General features: G+C 68.7%; 16 protein-coding genes and 1 pseudogene. 8 read left to right on the top strand and 9 right to left on the bottom strand.

The window, feature by feature from the left end; translation table 11 throughout:
• Positions 1-2: 2 nt before the first annotated feature.
• The gene (locus ElP_RS17355; RefSeq protein ID WP_145271384.1) at positions 3-1,082 is read left to right on the top strand and encodes a hypothetical protein; all 1,080 of its coding nucleotides are present in this window, start codon (positions 3-5) and stop codon (positions 1,080-1,082) included.
• A complete protein-coding gene (locus ElP_RS17360; protein WP_145271386.1) occupies positions 1,082-1,327 on the top strand; it encodes a hypothetical protein in 246 nt (81 codons plus the stop codon). Before ElP_RS17355 ends, ElP_RS17360 begins: the two co-directional genes overlap by 1 nt.
• Before the next feature lie 20 nt (positions 1,328-1,347).
• Here ElP_RS17360 and ElP_RS17365 read toward each other — a convergent pair whose 3' ends face one another.
• Together ElP_RS17365 and ElP_RS17370 are read right to left on the bottom strand one after the other, a co-directional pair.
• Positions 1,348-1,551: a hypothetical protein gene (locus tag ElP_RS17365; protein ID WP_145271388.1), complete on the bottom strand. Its 204-nt coding sequence runs from the start codon at positions 1,549-1,551 to the stop codon at positions 1,348-1,350.
• A 9-nt stretch (positions 1,552-1,560) separates the two neighbouring features.
• Complete coding sequence (locus ElP_RS17370) at positions 1,561-1,974, bottom strand: hypothetical protein (RefSeq protein ID WP_145271390.1); 414 nt, start codon at positions 1,972-1,974, stop codon at positions 1,561-1,563.
• Positions 1,975-2,117: 143 nt separating this feature from the next.
• Between ElP_RS17370 and ElP_RS38270 the strand changes: the two genes are divergently transcribed.
• Both ElP_RS38270 and ElP_RS38275 read left to right on the top strand, forming a co-directional pair.
• Positions 2,118-3,401, top strand: a complete 1,284-nt coding sequence (locus ElP_RS38270; RefSeq protein WP_197447074.1) for a ribosomal protein L7/L12 — start codon at positions 2,118-2,120, stop codon at positions 3,399-3,401.
• Positions 3,402-3,456: 55 nt separating this feature from the next.
• The gene (locus ElP_RS38275; RefSeq protein ID WP_197447075.1) at positions 3,457-3,840 is read left to right on the top strand and encodes a DUF6992 family protein; all 384 of its coding nucleotides are present in this window, start codon (positions 3,457-3,459) and stop codon (positions 3,838-3,840) included.
• A 91-nt stretch (positions 3,841-3,931) separates the two neighbouring features.
• Here the strand turns inward: ElP_RS38275 and ElP_RS17395 are convergent, their stop codons facing one another.
• The 7 genes from ElP_RS17395 to ElP_RS17425 all read right to left on the bottom strand — a co-directional run bounded on the left by ElP_RS17395 (position 3,932) and on the right by ElP_RS17425 (position 10,853).
• Positions 3,932-4,210 (bottom strand): hypothetical protein, encoded by a 279-nt coding sequence (locus tag ElP_RS17395; RefSeq protein ID WP_145271392.1) that lies wholly within the window; start codon positions 4,208-4,210, stop codon positions 3,932-3,934.
• A gap of 47 nt (positions 4,211-4,257) precedes the next feature.
• On the bottom strand, positions 4,258-5,940 hold the full coding sequence (locus tag ElP_RS17400; protein ID WP_145271394.1) for a hypothetical protein: 1,683 nt from the start codon (positions 5,938-5,940) through the stop codon (positions 4,258-4,260).
• A gap of 49 nt (positions 5,941-5,989) precedes the next feature.
• Positions 5,990-6,604 (bottom strand): DinB family protein, encoded by a 615-nt coding sequence (locus ElP_RS17405; RefSeq protein ID WP_197447076.1) that lies wholly within the window; start codon positions 6,602-6,604, stop codon positions 5,990-5,992.
• A gap of 632 nt (positions 6,605-7,236) precedes the next feature.
• Positions 7,237-8,214 (bottom strand): DNA methyltransferase, encoded by a 978-nt coding sequence (locus tag ElP_RS17410; RefSeq protein ID WP_145271397.1) that lies wholly within the window; start codon positions 8,212-8,214, stop codon positions 7,237-7,239.
• A 71-nt stretch (positions 8,215-8,285) separates the two neighbouring features.
• Positions 8,286-9,563, bottom strand: a complete 1,278-nt coding sequence (locus tag ElP_RS17415) for a ParB/RepB/Spo0J family partition protein (protein WP_145271399.1) — start codon at positions 9,561-9,563, stop codon at positions 8,286-8,288.
• Positions 9,564-9,642: 79 nt separating this feature from the next.
• Positions 9,643-9,930, bottom strand: coding sequence for a hypothetical protein (locus tag ElP_RS17420; protein ID WP_145271401.1), 288 nt, complete (start codon positions 9,928-9,930; stop codon positions 9,643-9,645).
• Between the two features lie 173 nt (positions 9,931-10,103).
• Positions 10,104-10,853, bottom strand: a complete 750-nt coding sequence (locus ElP_RS17425) for a class I SAM-dependent methyltransferase (protein ID WP_197447077.1) — start codon at positions 10,851-10,853, stop codon at positions 10,104-10,106.
• 201 nt (positions 10,854-11,054) lie between these two features.
• Here ElP_RS17425 and ElP_RS17430 point away from each other — a divergent pair.
• From ElP_RS17430 to ElP_RS17445, 4 genes and pseudogenes are all read left to right on the top strand, one after another.
• Positions 11,055-11,910: pseudogene (locus ElP_RS17430) on the top strand (restriction endonuclease).
• Positions 11,911-12,010: 100 nt separating this feature from the next.
• Positions 12,011-15,169, top strand: a complete 3,159-nt coding sequence (gene drmD, locus ElP_RS17435) for a DISARM system SNF2-like helicase DrmD (protein WP_145271405.1) — start codon at positions 12,011-12,013, stop codon at positions 15,167-15,169.
• A 4-nt stretch (positions 15,170-15,173) separates the two neighbouring features.
• Positions 15,174-16,169, top strand: a complete 996-nt coding sequence (locus ElP_RS17440; RefSeq protein WP_145271407.1) for a hypothetical protein — start codon at positions 15,174-15,176, stop codon at positions 16,167-16,169.
• Between the two features lie 26 nt (positions 16,170-16,195).
• Complete coding sequence (locus ElP_RS17445) at positions 16,196-16,573, top strand: hypothetical protein (RefSeq protein ID WP_145271409.1); 378 nt, start codon at positions 16,196-16,198, stop codon at positions 16,571-16,573.
• Positions 16,574-16,579 lie beyond the last annotated feature (6 nt).

A 16,579-nucleotide genomic window follows, 5' to 3' on the forward strand; every position in this document is an offset into this window, starting at 1 on the left:
GCATGAAGAAACGCCGCGCCGGTCTCGTCCCAGTGCTGCTGATCGCCCTCTCCGTGGTCTCGGCGGCGTCATGGGGTCAATCCGACGATCGCCCGGAGGCCCTCCGCGCCCACCTCGCCGACGCGCAGCGGCGGGGGGACGAGGCCGAGGTGCGCCGACTGGCCCGCCGGGCGATCGACTCGCTGGGCGATCGGGCCGGGGTCCCCGAGGTCCCCGACGAATACCGCAGGCCCCCGGAGCGGGTGCGCCCCCTCTCTGTGGCCGAGGCCAGGGCCGGCTTCGGGCGACTCCTGGGATTCGTCCGGGAGCACAAGTGGTGGGTCGTCGGGCTGGACCCGGCCCGCACCGAGCACCTGCCCCGGGAGGTCGCCTCGGTCATCACCGGCTGCCTGGCCGGAGTCCGGGCCGACGCACCGGGTAGAGAGGACCTGCTGCGGGAGGCCCGGGAGGCGGGGGACTACCTGCTCTGGACCCAGGCGCAGGGGGGCCGGGGCGTCATCCCCTTCCCGGCGTTCCGGGGCGGTCGCAACGCCGCCTTCCAATCCGCCGAGCGGTTCCTCCGGCGGGCCGAGCGGGAGGGGTGGCTCGATGAGGCCCTGCGGGGCGGCTGGGCGGTGGACGACCTCGACGACGGCGGCTTGCAGTTCGACAACGGCCTCTGCGGCGTGGCCCTGCTCGGACTCTTCGAGGCGACCGGGGACGAGCGCTACCTGCACGGGGCCGTGGCGGCAGCGGACTGGGCGGCGGGCCGACCCGTGGTCCCGAACTGGAACTACAACAGCTTCAGCGTCGACCTGCTGGCCAACGCCCATCGGGTGACCGGCGGCCGGCGCCACCTGGAGGCGGCGAAGCGGAAGTTCCGCCTGGGGATCGTGGCGGGCCAGTTGACCGAGGGCGAGCGCGCCGGTCGCTGGGCCGACCCGCACACAACGCCCGCCCCGCCTACCACTACATCCTGGTGCGGGGCATCGCCGCGCTGCTGGAGGTGCTGCCGGCCGATGACCCGGACCGACCGGGAGTCGTCGAGTGCCTGCGGCTGGCCCTGCGGGCGCGCAACCCGGAGTTCCTGGACCGGGGGGTGATGAACAAGGACTCGGCCGTCGAGGCGCTGCTGCTGGTGAATCGACTGCCGCCGCCCACCCGGGACGTACTGGGAGACTGTGGGACCGACGAGGCCCTCGCCGTGCTTGCAAGGCTGATCTCATCGGAATCCCGTGCCGGTCGGATGAGCCTGAGCCCTGGCGTGGCCGGTCGGTTCTTCGAGGCGGTGGTCGCCGGGGAGGTCCCAACCTCACCGAGCACCAGCGACAGGGCATCGGTTCCTTGATGCCAAGGGAAGGGTGACGATCATCGACCCACCACCTGGCCCCTCAGCCGCCTGCGGAACGGGCTGGCGAGCAGCCGGGAATTGGTCGGGGAGACGGGCCGAGCCGGGTTGACCGGCCCGATCAACCCATGGGTCGTGGACCGCCTGCCGGTCGATCTCGGCCTCGCAAACGGGTGGACGAACATCTGCTCCAGGTAATCGGCGAAGGTCATGATGGGTCGCATTGCCCCTATCTATGCGGGGGACGGCGGATTCTCCTCCGATCGACCCATCGCCGCCGCAGCTTGGGGCGTCCGCAGGTAGGCGACCACGAACAGGACTCCCAGGGCCAGGTCGATCAGGCCGGGGGCGAGCACCGGGGCCGGGATGCGTCCCCCCAGCCAGAGGGCGACGGCGGCGAGCCCGAACGACGCCTTCTCTAGGACCGCCACGGGCATCAGCGGCCGGAACCGCACCGGGTCCCCGGCGATGACCAGGAAGGCCACCTGCCAGGCCGCCGCCACGCCGAGGAAGCCGTAGAAGTGCTCCGGGTGGGTGATCGGCGGCGGGAAGTCCCGGCCGATCCGCCCCTCCAGCAGATACATCGGCAGCAGGAGCAGCAGCCCGTAGATTCCGGCGATCCGGAAGGTGCGCCTGCCGAAGACCATCTCGTGTCTACCCCCGTGCTCGATCGGTCGGGCGGCACTCACCGACCGGGGGAGTCATCATGACGAATTGCCCGCCGCCGGGCCATACTGCGTTGCGACACGGGGACCGGCCCCGGCGCGAACCGCCCCCGAGGAGCCCAGGGATGCCCCGCTGCGACTTCTGCGACCACGACAACCCGCCCGGCGCCCACTCCTGCGGGAACTGCGGGGCGACCCTGGATTGGTCCTCCGAGGTCCAAGCAACGGGGCCTCCCGAGGACTTGAAGCGCCAGGTCCGGGACCTGCTGGACCAGGGCAGCAAGATCGAGGCGATCAAGGTCTATCGGGAGCGGACCGGGGCCGGGCTCAAGGAGGCCAAGGATGCCGTGGAGGCGTTCGAGCGGGGCGATCCGGGCCTGATGCCCGGCGGCATCGAGGGGCCGCTGGAGGGGGAACTCCTCGACCTGCTCCGCAATGGCCGGAAGATCGAGGCCATCAAGCGATACCGTGAGGCGACCGGCGTCGGCCTGAAGGAGGCCAAGGATGCGGTCGAGGCCCTGGCGGGGCGTCACGGCCTGGCGGCGACATCGCAGGGCCCCGGCTGCCTGAGCCTGATCGTTCTCGCCCTCATGGTCCTCGCCGGATCGGGCTCCCTGGCCCAGGATCAGGTAGCCGACATCTCGGAGGCCGAGCGAGACGATCGTGGCGTCCTGACCCACACCGTCCGGTCGGGGTTCCAGGCTGAGCCGACCCGGATTCGGGTGGTGCTGCCCGAGGGACGTGAGCCCGGCGAGCGATTCCCCGTGGTCTACGTCCTGCCGGTCGAGGCGCAGGAGGAGCACCGCTACGGGGACGGGCTCGAAGAGGTCCTCGATCACGGCCTGCACGAGGAACACCGGGCGATTTTCGTGGCCCCGACGTTCTCGCACCTGCCCTGGTACGCCGACCACCCGACCGACCCCGGCATCCGCCAGGAGCGCCACCTGCTGGAGGTCGTGATCCCGTTCGTCGAGGCGACCTATCCGGCCAGGGCCGAGCCCGGGGGCCGGCTGCTGCTGGGCTTCAGCAAGTCGGGCTGGGGGGCCTACAGCTTGTTGCTGCGGCACCCGGAGGTCTTCGGCAGGGCCGCCGCCTGGGACGCCCCGCTGATGATGGCTGAGCCCGGCAGGCACGGCTCCGGCCCCATCTTCGGCTCCTTTGAGAACTTCGAGGGCTACCGGGTCAGCCGGCTGCTGGAGGAACGAGCCGGCCAACTCGGCGACGATGAGCGGCTGATCCTCCTCGGCTACGGCAACTTCCGGGAGGACCATCGTGAGGTCCACGCCCTGATGGAGCGGCTCGGCATTGCCCACGCCTACCGGGACGGCCCGGGACGCAAGCACGACTGGCACAGCGGATGGGTCCCGGAGGCCGTCGCGTTGCTCCTGGAGGAGGCGCCGTCGGATTGACGTGCGTGATCAACGACCCGGATTTGCCCTCCTCCCTCATCAAACATGAACGACCATGATGGACGACATCCGGCGCCAGATCGTCTCCGGTCTCTTGCTCTGGTCGTTGCTCTCGCTTGGCACGGCCACCATCGGCCTCTATGCCCGACCGAAGGAGTTCTGGAGGTCCTTCTGGTTCATGTCCGGCATCTGGGGCCTGATCGACGGCGGCATCGGCTGGGTCGCCCTGCTCGGCGACCCGCAGACCCTCGCCGGCCTGATCCCCGTCCTCAAGATCAACACGGGGCTCGACGTGCTCTATGTCGTGATCGCCGGGGTGCTCCTGAGCCGCAGGAAGCCCATCCTGCGGGGATTCGGGCTGGCCGTCCTCGTGCAGGGGGCGTTCCTGCTGGCCTTCGACGGCTACTGGTGGTGGCGGTGTGCGACGGCGATGGGGTGAGCGGGGCGAGCCCCCAATCAGGCCATCGAGCAGCCCCGAGTCATCAACGGCGCCGTATGGAATCGGCTGCACCGCAGGACTCCATCGGCATTCATGGCCCGTCCACCCAGTCGTCCCAGAGGGTCTTGCCGGGATGAGGGTCGCCCTTGCGGGGCCGATCCAACCGCCGCAACGCCCGTCGCAACAGCGTCGGGAGCAGGCCCAGGCCGCCGATGACGAGGGTCGTCGAGAAGTAGATCACGGCCAGGCCGACGACGAACCCGGCGGCGACCTCGAACACCCCCGGGCCACCCTGGATCGGCGCGATCACCAGGGCGATGACGGCGGTGCAGCCGGTCAGGATCACCGGGAACCGGATCAGGTCGAGCACGCCGTAGGGGAGCGGCTCGACGGGTGGGCTCGGGGGCTGGGACTTCTTTATGCACTCCCCCCGATCAGTGGCCCACCCCTCGGCTCCGGCGGGTCGTCCGGGACGAGCACCTCCTCCGGAAAGCCCTGCCACCAGGCCGCCCAGCGGTCGGCGTCGTCGCCCCAGGGGAGGCCGGAGATCGCCTCCAGCGACCAGATCGCCTCCGGCTTGAGCACCTCGTCGCCGTCCCCGAGCAGGGCGATGAGGGCGGCAGCCCCGAAGACGTATCCCGCACGTCCCATGTCCCGGACCGCCAGGATGCGATCCATCACCTTCGCATCCCGGTCCGTGATCGTCGGGATCAGCCGCTCCAAAAGGGCGTCCCGGATGTCGGGCGGCGTCGGGCCATACTCCCCGATGCCCCGGCCCTCGACCCAGGCCCGCCAGCCGTCGAGCAGCGGGCCGAAGCCGTGCCCGAAGTGCCGCTCGAAGACCTGCTCCTGGTCGTCCTTCGGGCCCATGTCCTTCAGGAAGGCCCGGAACCGCGCCCGGCGATCCTCGGGCGCCGCCACGCCGCCCAGGTATTCGACCACCGACCAGGACTGGGCGTTGAACTGGGCGAATCGCACGTACGTCGGGTGGTCGTACCAGCCCTTGGCGAGCGTGACGACCTTCCTCGGCGACCGGTCGAATAGGTCGTCCGGCCCCAGTGCCGTGCCCCTGGCCAGGGCGACGACCATCTTGCGGCTGAGCCGGTCGAGTTCGCCCCGGTCGCCGCCGCCGGCAAGGAGGTTGCCGAGGCCCTGCTGGAGCCACGGCGGCGGGATGAAGCCCTTGAGTTCGTCGAGCAGGGCGAAGCCGAAGAGGGTGCGGGCCGTCCGCTCGGGCTCGGACAGGCGGCAGGGGGACGCCTCGGTGGTCCGGGTGATCGTGCGGATGGGGCGGTTGAGGTACAGGCCGTCGAGGTTCCAGAGGTTGGGGATCATGTTCTTGTGGTAGGCCACGAAGGCGCTGCGCCGCCCGAAGCAGAGGATGCGGATCGGCAGCCGCACCTCGACGGGCTCGCCGAGCAGGGACTCGAACCGCCGGCGGGCGACCTCCAACTGCTCGCCCAGCATGGGGAGCGGGGTGGGCGGGTCGGAGGACCAGGCGACGAGCGGGCCGGATCGGCTGACCTCGCCGGGCTTGCCGCAAGACCTGCGGGCCATGGCGAAGGCGTAGCCCTCGCACCCCAGGAGCCGGTTCCGCACCAGGGCGATGACCAGGGCGACGGCGATCGTGACGCCGAAGAAGACCACGACCGCCCCGAGGGCCACCAGCGGCAGGGCCACCCAGGAGTGATCGCCGAAGTGCGTTTCGACGGGCTCGGAGAGGAGGAAGCCCAGGACGACCATGAGCAGGAGCAGGACGCCGGGAATCGCCCGGAGGGCCCTGGCCTGCTCCCGGCGCACCTGTTGAGGAAAGAGCGACCTCGTGCGGCACTGGGGGCAGCGGGTGGACGTGGCCTTGCCCCTGCCGGGGACGAAGGGCCGCCCGCATTCCTCGCAGGGTCGAGCCCGACGCCGGCCCCGGACGGTTCGCCAGGCGAGGAACCAGGCGAGGAACGCCAGTTCGAAGAGGAGGATCGGGAGCAGGATGCCCTCGCCCTGCCCGGACCGGCCCAGCCAGCGGAGGAACCCGAGGGACAGGCCGCTGAGGATGACGATCAGGAGGATGTCGGCCAGGGTGAAGCGGGGTCTGCCTCGGGGCATGGTCGTGGACCCTTTGCTGTCCGGTCGGGGTGAGGTCGGGCGACAGTCCCTACGCCCCCCGATCCGCCGCCTCGACGGAGTAGGTCGGGTCGGCCTCGTCCCAGGACACGTCCCCCGACGGCCCGTAGATCGCCGGCACCTGCCGCCCGGCCAGCCGCAGCCAGGTCTGGACCTGCGTCCGGTGGTGGCAGGTGTGCAGGACCCGCCGCCAGAACGTCCAGATGCGCTGCCGCTCCAGGCCCCCGAAGAACGGCCGCTCCTCCAGCCACCACTCCTTCGATGCTTCCGCAAGCTGGGGCAATCGCCGTTTCGCCAGGGCGACGTACCGCTCCAGGTAGGCTTGGACCGGAGGATGATCACCTGGCGGCAGTAGCTCACTGGCCGGTGGCTCCTCGGTGCCGACGAACTGGGCGAAGAAGCGGCGTTCCGAGAGTATCTGGTGGACCAGGATGGCCCGGATCGTGTTGGTCCGCTCGTGCGGCCTGAAGTCCAGCAGGTCGTCGGGGACCGCCCGCCACATGCTCGCCGTCTTGTTGGTCTCGCTGGCGTAGGTGGCGACGAGGTGCTCGAAGATCGGGGCCGCTGCCCGGGGACCTCCTCGTCGGGGATGGCGACGTACTCGTAGTGCATGGCTCCTCCTGCCGTATCCCTGAGCGGCTTGCATGAGAGAGGTCAAGCCCGCCATCCGGGTCGAGTTTGGCGACCACGTAGATTTCTCGATTCGTCGGTTACACTATGGGGTACTGACACCTCCCGACTCCAGACGGAGAGACTCCCATGGCGACCGAGGGCAAGAGGCAGAGCAAGGCCGCTTTCCTCCGGGACCTGTTCCGGACCGAACCCAAGGTCACCCACGCCGAGGCCAACGAGGCGTGGCGCGAGGCGGGGAACGAGGGAGAGATCGGCGAAAGCTCGTTCTACAACGCCCGCACCGAGTTCAACAAGCAGGCCGCCGGAGGGGCCGGGGGCGGTACGGGCCCCGGCAGGCCCGGCGGGAGGAAGGTGCAAGGTCCCGCTCCGAGGAAGGCATCCGGCCCTGTGGCGACGACGAACGGGCAGGAGCCCACTCCGATCACCGAGGTCCGGAGCCAATCGGCACGAGGCGCCGAGAGCCGGGAGCGGGTCCTGGTCGAGGCCGAGGAGGGACATCGACGGGCTGCTCGACAAGTTGAAGGGTGTCGGCGGGCTGACGGAGGTCCTGGAGTCGCTGAGGCGGGCACGCCGGCTCCTGGCCCGGCAGCACGAGGCGTGAAGGGCCGGATCACCGAGCAGGCCACCATCAGGAACACGAGTCGTTCAACCCCCCGAGATGCGCCGACGGGCGATCTCCAGGTACCTCGCCTCCTTCTCGATCCCGACGGCCCTCGACGCTCCGTGGTCCAGGGCCGCCTGGAGCATGGTCCCCGATCCGCAGAACGGGTCGAGCAGCACCCCACCCTCGGGCAGGAGGTACCGGCACCACCAGGCCGCCACGTCGTCGGGGGTCGCCGCCGGATGCCCTCCGGTACTCCCCTGGGCCCCGACGGCGACCGGCAGCAGGTTGAACGGGGTCGTCCCGCCCCGCTCATCGGCGGCCCCGGCGATCCGCCCGTTGCGGTAGGTCCGGCCGATCGAACTGGTACGCATCGCCATGTCGGCCCGGTTGCGGGCCGAGGTCGTCTCCGAGGGCGTCCAGAGCACGTTGTCCTGGTTGCGGTAGCACTCCGGCGGTCCGAGCCAGACGCAGAACTTGACCGAACTTCGCATCAAGCTCTGCTTCCGGCTGGTACCGGCGAGCGGCATGGCATCGATGGCCCACCACTGTGTTAGATCAAATGCATGAAGCCCACATCCGCTCACCCCGAGTCGACGCACATCATCCGCCTCGGCAAGGACGAGATGAACCTTGCCGAGTTCCCGATCACCCTGCTTTCGGACCGCGTCCCCCGGGGCAAGCAGGTGATCGAGTATCAGGATCAGGTCTTCGACGAGAAGAGCGGACGGACGGTCACTCGGCGGCTGACCATCAGCGCCGATCAGGCGGACGGGCTGCCGCGGCAGGGCGAGCCGGCCGACCTGCTTGCGGTTGTTGCCGTCGATGATCTTCCGCCGGGGGCCGTCGGAATCGACCAGGATCGGGACGAGCACGCCGTTGAGGGCGACGTTCTGCCGCAGGGCGTCGTACTGGTCGGCCGGGAGCGGCGGGAGTTCGAGCACCGGCTCGTAGACCGGCTTCGTCGCCTTCAAGGTTACGCCGTTCAGGGTCGTCTTCCGGTTGCTGGGTGCGGTCGCCATCGTTGGGTTCCGGGCCTCGGAAGTGGGTCTGGCTGTTTGCTCAATGCCGGCTGATCTGACCGTCCGGCCCCTCAAGTCGATCCCATGGCCAGGGGTACGGCCCCGCCGCCGGCCTTCAAGACCTCGTGGACGCGCCTCCGGGCCGCCTTGACCAGATCGCCGTCAATCTCCGTCCCCACGAACCTTCTGCCCTCCCCGACCGTCGCCACCGCCGCCGGTACGGTCCCGGAGCAGACGAAGAGGTCGGCCACCAAGTCCCCCGGCTCGCTGAGGGTCTTGACGAACTGGACCGCCTCCTCGATCGGTTGCTGCCACGGGTGGTTCGCCTTCTCCCTCGCCCCCGACTCGATCAGGTCCCGCAGAATCCTGGGCGTCTTGGTACGACCGCCGGGCTTCTGAAAGAGCAAGACGGGCCTCCAGAGGGTCAGGATCGACCCTCCGGAACGGACCGCCCCCATGCTGTCCTCGTTGGTACAGGCGATCAGCCAGCGGTACGTCAGCCCGGCCCCGCAGAGCACGTCCAGGAACTCCTTGAGGTGGAAGTGCCCCGAGTACACGCAGGCGAACCCGCCCGGCTTCAGGATGCGGACGACCGCCTCGGCGAAGGGCTGCCGCAATCCCTCGTACTCTCCGAGCCAGGGCGGATCGGTGACGACCAGTTGGACGGACTCGGGGGCGACTCGGCCGCCCAGCTTGCGGAAGTCGAGGGCGTGAATCTTGAAGTCCGAGGGCAGCGTCGGGGCGGTCCGGCCCAGGAGTTCTTTGCGGTCCAACTCGAAACGCATCTTGTTCAACGTCCGGAGCGAGGCCCCTCCCTCCGGGGCGTCGTCGCCCAGTTCGGCGAGCAGCCGCCCGGCGATCCTGGCCACGTTGGGGCTCTCGACGCTCGTGGCCGGGTAGTGGTAGGTCTTGCCGTCCCGCCCGCTGGACGACCGGGCCACCTTGGGGATTTCCCCACCCTGGAGCAGCCGGCCCCGGACCTTGCCCACCGTCTTGTGGTCGCAGCCGACGGTCCCGGCGACCGACCGGTCGGTCCGGCTCGGGTCCTCCCTCAGCAGCCGGGCGGCCAGTTCCCGGCGCTGGGCGACCGTCAGGTGGCGGCGTTCCAGATTGGCCCGGATCGCCAACTCGACGCGCACGGCCTCGTCGAGGTTACCGAGGACCCGCAGCGGGTACTTCGTCAGGCCGAGTTCCTGGATCGCCCTCCACCTCTCGTGGCCGTCGATCAGGACGTGATCGGCGGTGATCAGGAGGGGCTGGAGGACTCCCCGATCCCGGATCGAATCTCGAAGCTGGGCGTAATCCTGGGGCGGTAGCGGCGGCAGGACGGGGGCCTCGGTCAGTCGCATGGGGCGGCTCCTGGTGCGGAGTCCAACCCCAAGATAGGACGTGGGGGCGGGTCGTACCAGGGGATGCCGATGCCGGGGCCTACGAAGACGGTCGTGGGCTCCGGAGGAGGGCCTTGATCTCGGGGCCGGTCAGCTTGCGTTTGTCGAGCAACTCGTCAGCCAGCCCCAGCAGCCGGTCCCAGTAGACTCGCAGGATCAGAAAGGTCTTGGCGGCGAGCCTCTGGATGTGGGCCTCGGCATCCTCTCCGGCATCGGCCGCCAGGGCGGCGGCGTGGACGATCGCATCGAGGTCGGAGTCGGTCGGCTCGTGCCGCAGGGGCGTATCCCGGTAGAGCCGGACGGCGAGGTCGCCGGCCAGGGCGATCATCGCTTGTCGATCAGCCAGGAGGCGGTCTCTCCTTCTCTCCGAGGCCGAGTTGGGCTGCCCGGGGAAGTACGCCCGGCCCAGGGGAACAAACCGGCGTGGTCTCTCCGGGACGCTGCGGAATTCCTCGTCGGAGATCATCACCAAGGTCGGGATCGGACACCCCGTTGCCCAGGCTACGGTCGCGTGGGCGGCTTCGTGTAGGGCGATGATCCGCAGCGAAAGACCCTGTTGCCTGCCCCTGTAGGCGGTACTACGGCGTTCGCCTGCTTGTGCTCGGTTCCCCATGCCCTATCTATGACCGCCGGACGAAGAACCAGCCCACGGCGTCCCAGGTAGCCCAGGAGCCGGTCGAGGTCCCACCGCTGGACCATCCGGAACGGGGGCGGTGTCAACTCCTCGAAGGGCAGCGGCAGCGTCCGATAGCCGGCCTCGACCAGCAGCCGCTCCGGCGGCCAGTAGGCCCCGACGACCTCGGCGTAGTAGCACCCGACGACGGCATCGACCCCCGGGTCGATCGCGTGCAACTGGTAGCACCAGCACGCCAGGACCGCCCCGGGGCGGCAGGCCCGCCGGACCTCGGCGTAGAAGCGGTCGAGGTCCAGCCAGTGGAGGGCCTGGGCGACGGTCACCAGATCGACCGTGCCGTCGGGGATCGGGGTCCGCTCGGCGGGGGCGACGAGGTAAGCGATCCGCTCGTGGGGCCGGGCCTGGGCGACCTGGGCGGCGCTGGCGTCGGTGGCGACGACGGTGCGGAAGTGGGGCACCAGGCCGTGGGCCGCCTGCCCGTTGCCGGTGGCACAGTCCCAGGCCAGGCCATGACCGGGGGCCAGGGACCCCAGGTAGTCGTACAGGGCCTCCGGGTAGGTCGGGCGGTGGGCCTGGTAGCGGTCGGAGTGGCCGGAGAAGTGGTCCTTGAAGGTCATGGGTCCCGTATCCTCGTCGCCCATTCGGCTCCCCCTCGGGACGGTTTACAACCCCCGGCGTCCGGGGCATGATCGCAGGATCGCTCGGGCTTCGACCGGCCCGAGGGCCACGAGAGCGAGGCTTCCCCGGTGGCGATCCCCGACTTCCAGGCCGTCATGCTCACCCTGGTCGAGGCCCTCGCCGATGGCCGGGAGTGGAGGATGCGCGACCTGACCGACCGGCTCGCCGACCGCTTCGGGCTGACCGAGCCCGAGCGTCAGGAACTCCTGCCCAGCGGCCAGCAGGCCATCTTCGCCAACCGGGTCGCCTGGGCCAAGTCGCACCTGAAGTATGCCGGCCTGCTGGAGAACCCGACCCGGGGACGGGTCCGCATCTCCGACCTCGGGCGTACGGTGCTCGCCGAGGAGCCCGGGGCGATCAACGTCAAGTTCCTGAAGCGGTTCCCCGCCTACTGCGAGTTCATCGGCAAGGCCGAGCCCCCGGGCGGGGCCGAGTCGGCGGCGGGGTCTGCGACCGTCGTCGAGGAGGAGGAGCGGACACCGCTAGAACTGATCGACGCCGCCTACAAGTCGCTGCGGCAGGCGACGTTGGAAGAATTGCTCGCCCGGCTCCGGCAGTGCTCCCCGGCGTTCTTCGAGTCCGTGGTCGTCCGGCTGCTGATGGCCATGGGCTACGGCGGCGTGGCCGGGCACGGCACGGTCGCCGGCAGGTCGGGCGACGGCGGCATCGACGGGGTGATCCGCCAGGACAAGCTGGGCCTGGACGTGGTGTGCATCCAGGCCAAGCGCTGGGACGGCCCGGTGGGACGCCCGATCGTCCAGGGCTTCGTCGGCAGTGGACTACATCCGGGCCCGGAAGGGGGTCATCATGACTACCTCGGCCTTCACCAGGGACGCCGTGGACTTCGTGGACCGCATCGAGGGCAAGAAGGTGGTGCTGATCGACGGCGACTGGCTGGCGGAACTGATGATCGAGCACGGGCTCAGCGTGGTGACGACCAAGACCTATGAGTTGAGGGAGGTCTCCAACGACTTCTTCGACGAGAGCGAGGCGTAGGTCGGCATCCCCAGGTTGCCCCGCCCCGCCCCGCCCGGATTGTTATCCTGGGCCTAATCCCACGCAACCAATCACCAGCGGCGCCGGCTGGAGGGCGACGATGGCCACAGGGCTGGCACCACCCCCGGAGCAGGGCCAACTCGTCAGCGCCCGCTCCCGCAACTGGATCGTCAACGAGGTCGCCCCGAGCACCCTGCCGACCGACCGCCTCGACGTGCTCGGGCGGCCCCAGACGCTCGTGTCGCTGGCCTCCGTCGAGGACGACGGCCTGGGCGAGGAACTCCGGGTCGTCTGGGAGTTGGAGCCGGGCACCCGGGTCAACGAGGAGGTCGCGCTCCCCGAGCCGACCGGCTTCGCCCCGCCCGACCGCCTCAACGCCTTCCTCGATGCGGTCCGCTGGGGCGCCTCCTCCTCGGCCGACATCCGCACCATCCAGGCGCCGTTCCGCAGTGGCATCGACATCGAGGACTACCAGCTTGACCCGGTGGCCCGGGCCAACCGCATGCCCCGGGTCAACCTGCTGGTGGCCGACGACGTGGGCCTGGGCAAGACCATCGAGGCCGGGATGGTCGCCCTGGAACTGATCCTCCGGCACCGGGCCCGCAAGGTCCTGATCGTCTGCCCCTCCTCGCTCCAGATTCAGTGGCAGGAGCAGATGCGGGACAAGTTCGGCCTGGACTTCCGCATCGTCGGCAGCCCGCTGATGCGGGAGTTGCGGCGGGAGCGGGGCATCCATGCCAACCCGTGGAACCACTTCCCCCGGCTGATCACCTCGATCGACTTCCTCAAGCGGGAGCGCCCGCTGCGGATGTTCCGGGAGATACTGCCCGGCCCCGACGACCCGCTCTACCACCGCAAGTTCGACCTGCTGATCGTGGACGAGGCCCACAACTGCGCCCCCTCCGGCCGGGGGAAATACGCCACCGACTCGCTGCGGACCAGGGCCCTGCGGCTGCTGGCCCCGCACTTCGAGCACAAGTTCTTTCTCACGGCCACGCCCCACAACGACTACCCCGAGAGCTTCTCGGCCTTGCTGGAACTGCTGGACAGCCAGCGGTTCGCCCGCAGCACCCCGCCCGACCGCCGGCAACTGGACGCCGTGATGGTGCGGCGGCTGAAGTCCGAACTGCCGCCCCGCTGGGACGGCTCTCCCCGGTTCCCGAGGCGGGCGTTGGAGCCGCTGGAGGTGCCCTACACGGACGAGGAGATGGCGATCCACGCCGCCCTGAAGCGGTACGCCGGGCTCCGCTCCAAACGGGCGCGGGACAACGCCGAGTCGGTGGCGACCGACTTCGTGCTCAAGACGCTCAAGAAGCGGCTGTTCTCCAGCCCGGCGGCCTTCCTGACCACGCTGAACAAGCACGAGGCGTCGTTGCGGGGAGCCTCGAAGCCGGCCGGTGGCGGTACGCCGAGCTTCGGCATCCTCAAGCGAGACCTCGACCGGATCGACGAGGACTACGCCGACGACGAGGAGTATGACGAGGCGACCGGCGATGCCGTCGATACGGCCAGCCGGCTGTTCTCGGAGCCGACCGCCGAGGAACTTGGCCTGATCCGGACGATGCGGGACTGGGCGGAACGGGCCTGCTCGCAGAACGACTCCAAGGCCCGGGCGCTGATCGCCTGGCTCAGGGAGCACATCCGCCCGGACGGCCGGTGGTCGGACGAACGGGTCATCCTCTTCACGGAGTACCGGGCCACGCAGAAGTGGCTGTCGGAGGTGCTGGCCTCGGAGGGCTTCGCCGGGCAGGACCGGCTGATGACCATGTACGGCGGCATGGACTCCAAGGGCCGGGAGGCGGTCAAGGCGGCGTTCCAGTCCGTGCCCGAGCAGAGCCCCGTCCGCATCCTCCTTGCCACCGACGCCGCCTCGGAGGGCCTGGACCTCCAGAACCATTGCTCGAAGCTGATCCACTACGAGGTGCCGTGGAACCCCAACCGCATGGAGCAGCGGAACGGGCGGATCGACCGGCACGGGCAGAAGGCCGACCTCGTGCGGGTCTTCCACTTCGTCTCGGAGGGCTACCGGAAGCGCCAGGGGCAGGCGTTCGCCGTCCCGGCCGGCGAACTGGACGCCGACCTGGAGTTCCTGATACGGGTGGCCCAGAAGGTGGAGACGATCCGGGAGGACCTGGGCAGCGTGGGGCAGGTGCTCGCCGACGACGTGGAGGCGGCGATGCTGGGCCGGGGGTATGCCCTGGCCCGCACCGAGACCGCCGAGCGGGGCTCGGAGCCCGTCCGCAAGATGCTCAAGTTCGAGCGGGACCTGGCCCGGCAGATTCAGGACCTCCTGGAGCAGTATCGGGAGACGCAGAAGGAGCAGCGGCTCACCCCGGCGAACATCCGCAAAGTCGTCGAGGTCGGGCTGGACCTGGCCGGGCAGCCGCCGCTGATCCCGGTGGACGACCCCGGCGGCCGGGCGCTGTTCCGGCTGCCGGCCTTGCGGGGAAGCTGGGCGGCGTGCGGCGAGGGGCTGGAGCACCCGCACACCGGGGAAATCCGCCCGATCACGTTCGACCACGCCGCCTCCAACGGGCGGGACGACGTGGTGCTGGCCCACCTGAACCACCGGCTGGTGCAGATGTGCCTGCGGCTGCTGCGGGCCGAGGTCTGGTCGGACGCCGGGCGGAAGAAGATGCACCGGATCGAGGCCCGGGTGGTGCCGGACGCCGCCCTGCCGACCCCGGCGGTGGTGGCCCACGCCCGACTGGTGGTCATCGGCGGGGACAGCCACCGGCTGCACGAGGAGATCATCACGGCGGGCGGCTCCCTGAAGGAGGGCCGGTTCAGCCGGATGAACGTCGGCCAGGTGGCCGAGGCGCTGGCGGCGGCGAGCGACGAGGAGCCGTCGGAGGCGACGAAGGGTCGGTTCCTGAAGCTCTGGGGGGACATCGCCCCGTCGCTCCAGCAGGCGCTCACCGCCCGCATGGGGGACCGGACCAAGGGGCTGGAGAAGCGCCTGCTGGAGCGGGCCGACAAGGAGGCGAGGGACATCGAGTCGGTCCTGCTGGAGTTGAAGCGGGCGATCGAGGCCGAACTCAAGGAGTCGGAGTACCGGCAACTGGAACTGTTCAGCGACCCGGAGCGGGAGCAGTTCGAGCGGAACAAGGACTTCCTGCGGGGCCGGGTGGGTCAGATTCCCGGTGAGATCGAGCGGGAGACGGCGGCGATCCGGGCGCGGTTCGCCGACCCGCAGGCCCGGATGTTCCCCGTGGCGTTGACGTTCCTGGTGCCGAGTAAAATTGCCACGGAGAGATAGGGGGATGCAGCCGTCAGAATTGGTTGCGTACTTTTGCAAGATGATTCCCCAAAAGTACCCAGACCACATGTTTTGTTACTTTTCGGCGAATGCTGCGAAGGGAAATATTAAGCCGTTCGTCTTTGGGCTTATCCAGGCACTTGGCACTATCGAAGACGCATCTCCGGAATATGCCTTTTCGATGATTGACAGAATGGCATCAATGCCAGGAGCAGGCGAAAAGCAGTACGAAGCTCTGCTGCAAATTCTTTGCGAAATCTATGTAACTGCCGGTGCAGTTGAAGCGGCCGATCGCACTGGCGATGGCAAAATCTTATTTGCGCACGAACCCGGACAGAAGGGCAAGAAGAACCCTGAGTTCGAATCCTGTGCAAATGAAGTCTGGTATGCGGTCGAGGTAAAGACTCCAGAATTGATTGCCTATTCGAGGCAACGCCAGTCAAAGTCATACCAGTTTACGGCCCGAGTCCCCGTAACAACGGATTTTCGCGATTCCATCGAGACAACAAACCCTCGTGACAATCCGGTTAAGGATTTTCTAATATCAGCTAATGAAAAGCTCCAGGCGTATGCCCAGTTCCGTTCCGATGCCTTTCGAATCCTGACATTAGTTTGGGACGATTTTTGTCAGGAGCCTATCGCAGCCCTGCTGAATCCGTTGTCGGGCCTGTTTACCGACAGGTCATTCTGCAAAGCCAAGGACGGGAAACCCACCACATTTCCCTTCGTCGATGCAGTGGAAATTTGTAGATGCCAACACCAAATAATTAGATCGACACGAGAGGAATCTATGATTGACGGCGAACTCCTCCCGTTCGTCTACCATCACCAGGGGTATCCTCCAAAAGTGTTGATAGACAATCCAATAGGCCGTCGCATTCCCGACATATTGTTGGCTCCACTGAATGTAGAAAGGCTCAGTCCTGTGATGGGGGCAGAGTATCATCCTACTGATTACATTATCTGGCTTTCGGGACGCAACTCCGACAAGCAACAGTAGAGCACAAAAGGTCGATTGCATCCATTATGTCCATCGCCAAGCACCACGCCGAATGGCTGTCGCTCATCGAGGTCTCGGGGCCGTTCCTGAGCCTGCCGGTGCTCGTCCGGCACTTCCCCCAGGGATTGGACCCGCACGACCCCGAGCATGCCAAGGCCCTGCGGCAGCGGCATGAGGAATGGGACGAGGACCAGAACGGCCCCCGGCCCGACCCGGCCATCCATCGGCAGTGGATCGACTGGGTGCTGCGCAACACGCTCGACCTGGGCGAGGTGCTGGCCGAGGGGCAGGACATCCCCCAGACGCTCAAGGCCGACCTCCCCGAGCACGGCGAGACCCTGCGGCCCGACAAGGTGGTCCTGGAGCCGGGGGGCGGCAGGGCGAGGGTGCTGATCCAGACCTAGGCACCA

The sequence above is a fragment of the Tautonia plasticadhaerens genome, assembly GCF_007752535.1.
Classification (GTDB): domain Bacteria; phylum Planctomycetota; class Planctomycetia; order Isosphaerales; family Isosphaeraceae; genus Tautonia; species Tautonia plasticadhaerens.

Excerpts from the sequence above, each read along its gene's own strand:
- ElP_RS17355 (WP_145271384.1), top strand. The coding sequence starts at position 3 with ATGAAGAAACGCCGCGCCGGTCTCGTCCCAGTGCTGCTGATCGCCCTC.
- ElP_RS17360 (WP_145271386.1), top strand. The coding sequence starts at position 1,082 with ATGAACAAGGACTCGGCCGTCGAGGCGCTGCTGCTGGTGAATCGACTG.
- ElP_RS17365 (WP_145271388.1), bottom strand. The coding sequence starts at position 1,551 with ATGCGACCCATCATGACCTTCGCCGATTACCTGGAGCAGATGTTCGTC.
- ElP_RS17370 (WP_145271390.1), bottom strand. The coding sequence starts at position 1,974 with ATGGTCTTCGGCAGGCGCACCTTCCGGATCGCCGGAATCTACGGGCTG.
- ElP_RS38270 (WP_197447074.1), top strand. The coding sequence starts at position 2,118 with ATGCCCCGCTGCGACTTCTGCGACCACGACAACCCGCCCGGCGCCCAC.
- ElP_RS38275 (WP_197447075.1), top strand. The coding sequence starts at position 3,457 with ATGATGGACGACATCCGGCGCCAGATCGTCTCCGGTCTCTTGCTCTGG.
- ElP_RS17400 (WP_145271394.1), bottom strand. The coding sequence starts at position 5,940 with ATGCCCCGAGGCAGACCCCGCTTCACCCTGGCCGACATCCTCCTGATC.
- ElP_RS17405 (WP_197447076.1), bottom strand. The coding sequence starts at position 6,604 with ATGCAAGCCGCTCAGGGATACGGCAGGAGGAGCCATGCACTACGAGTA.
- ElP_RS17410 (WP_145271397.1), bottom strand. The coding sequence starts at position 8,214 with ATGGCGACCGCACCCAGCAACCGGAAGACGACCCTGAACGGCGTAACC.
- ElP_RS17415 (WP_145271399.1), bottom strand. The coding sequence starts at position 9,563 with ATGCGACTGACCGAGGCCCCCGTCCTGCCGCCGCTACCGCCCCAGGAT.
- ElP_RS17420 (WP_145271401.1), bottom strand. The coding sequence starts at position 9,930 with ATGATCGCCCTGGCCGGCGACCTCGCCGTCCGGCTCTACCGGGATACG.
- ElP_RS17425 (WP_197447077.1), bottom strand. The coding sequence starts at position 10,853 with ATGACCTTCAAGGACCACTTCTCCGGCCACTCCGACCGCTACCAGGCC.
- drmD (WP_145271405.1), top strand. The coding sequence starts at position 12,011 with ATGGCCACAGGGCTGGCACCACCCCCGGAGCAGGGCCAACTCGTCAGC.
- ElP_RS17440 (WP_145271407.1), top strand. The coding sequence starts at position 15,174 with ATGCAGCCGTCAGAATTGGTTGCGTACTTTTGCAAGATGATTCCCCAA.
- ElP_RS17445 (WP_145271409.1), top strand. The coding sequence starts at position 16,196 with ATGTCCATCGCCAAGCACCACGCCGAATGGCTGTCGCTCATCGAGGTC.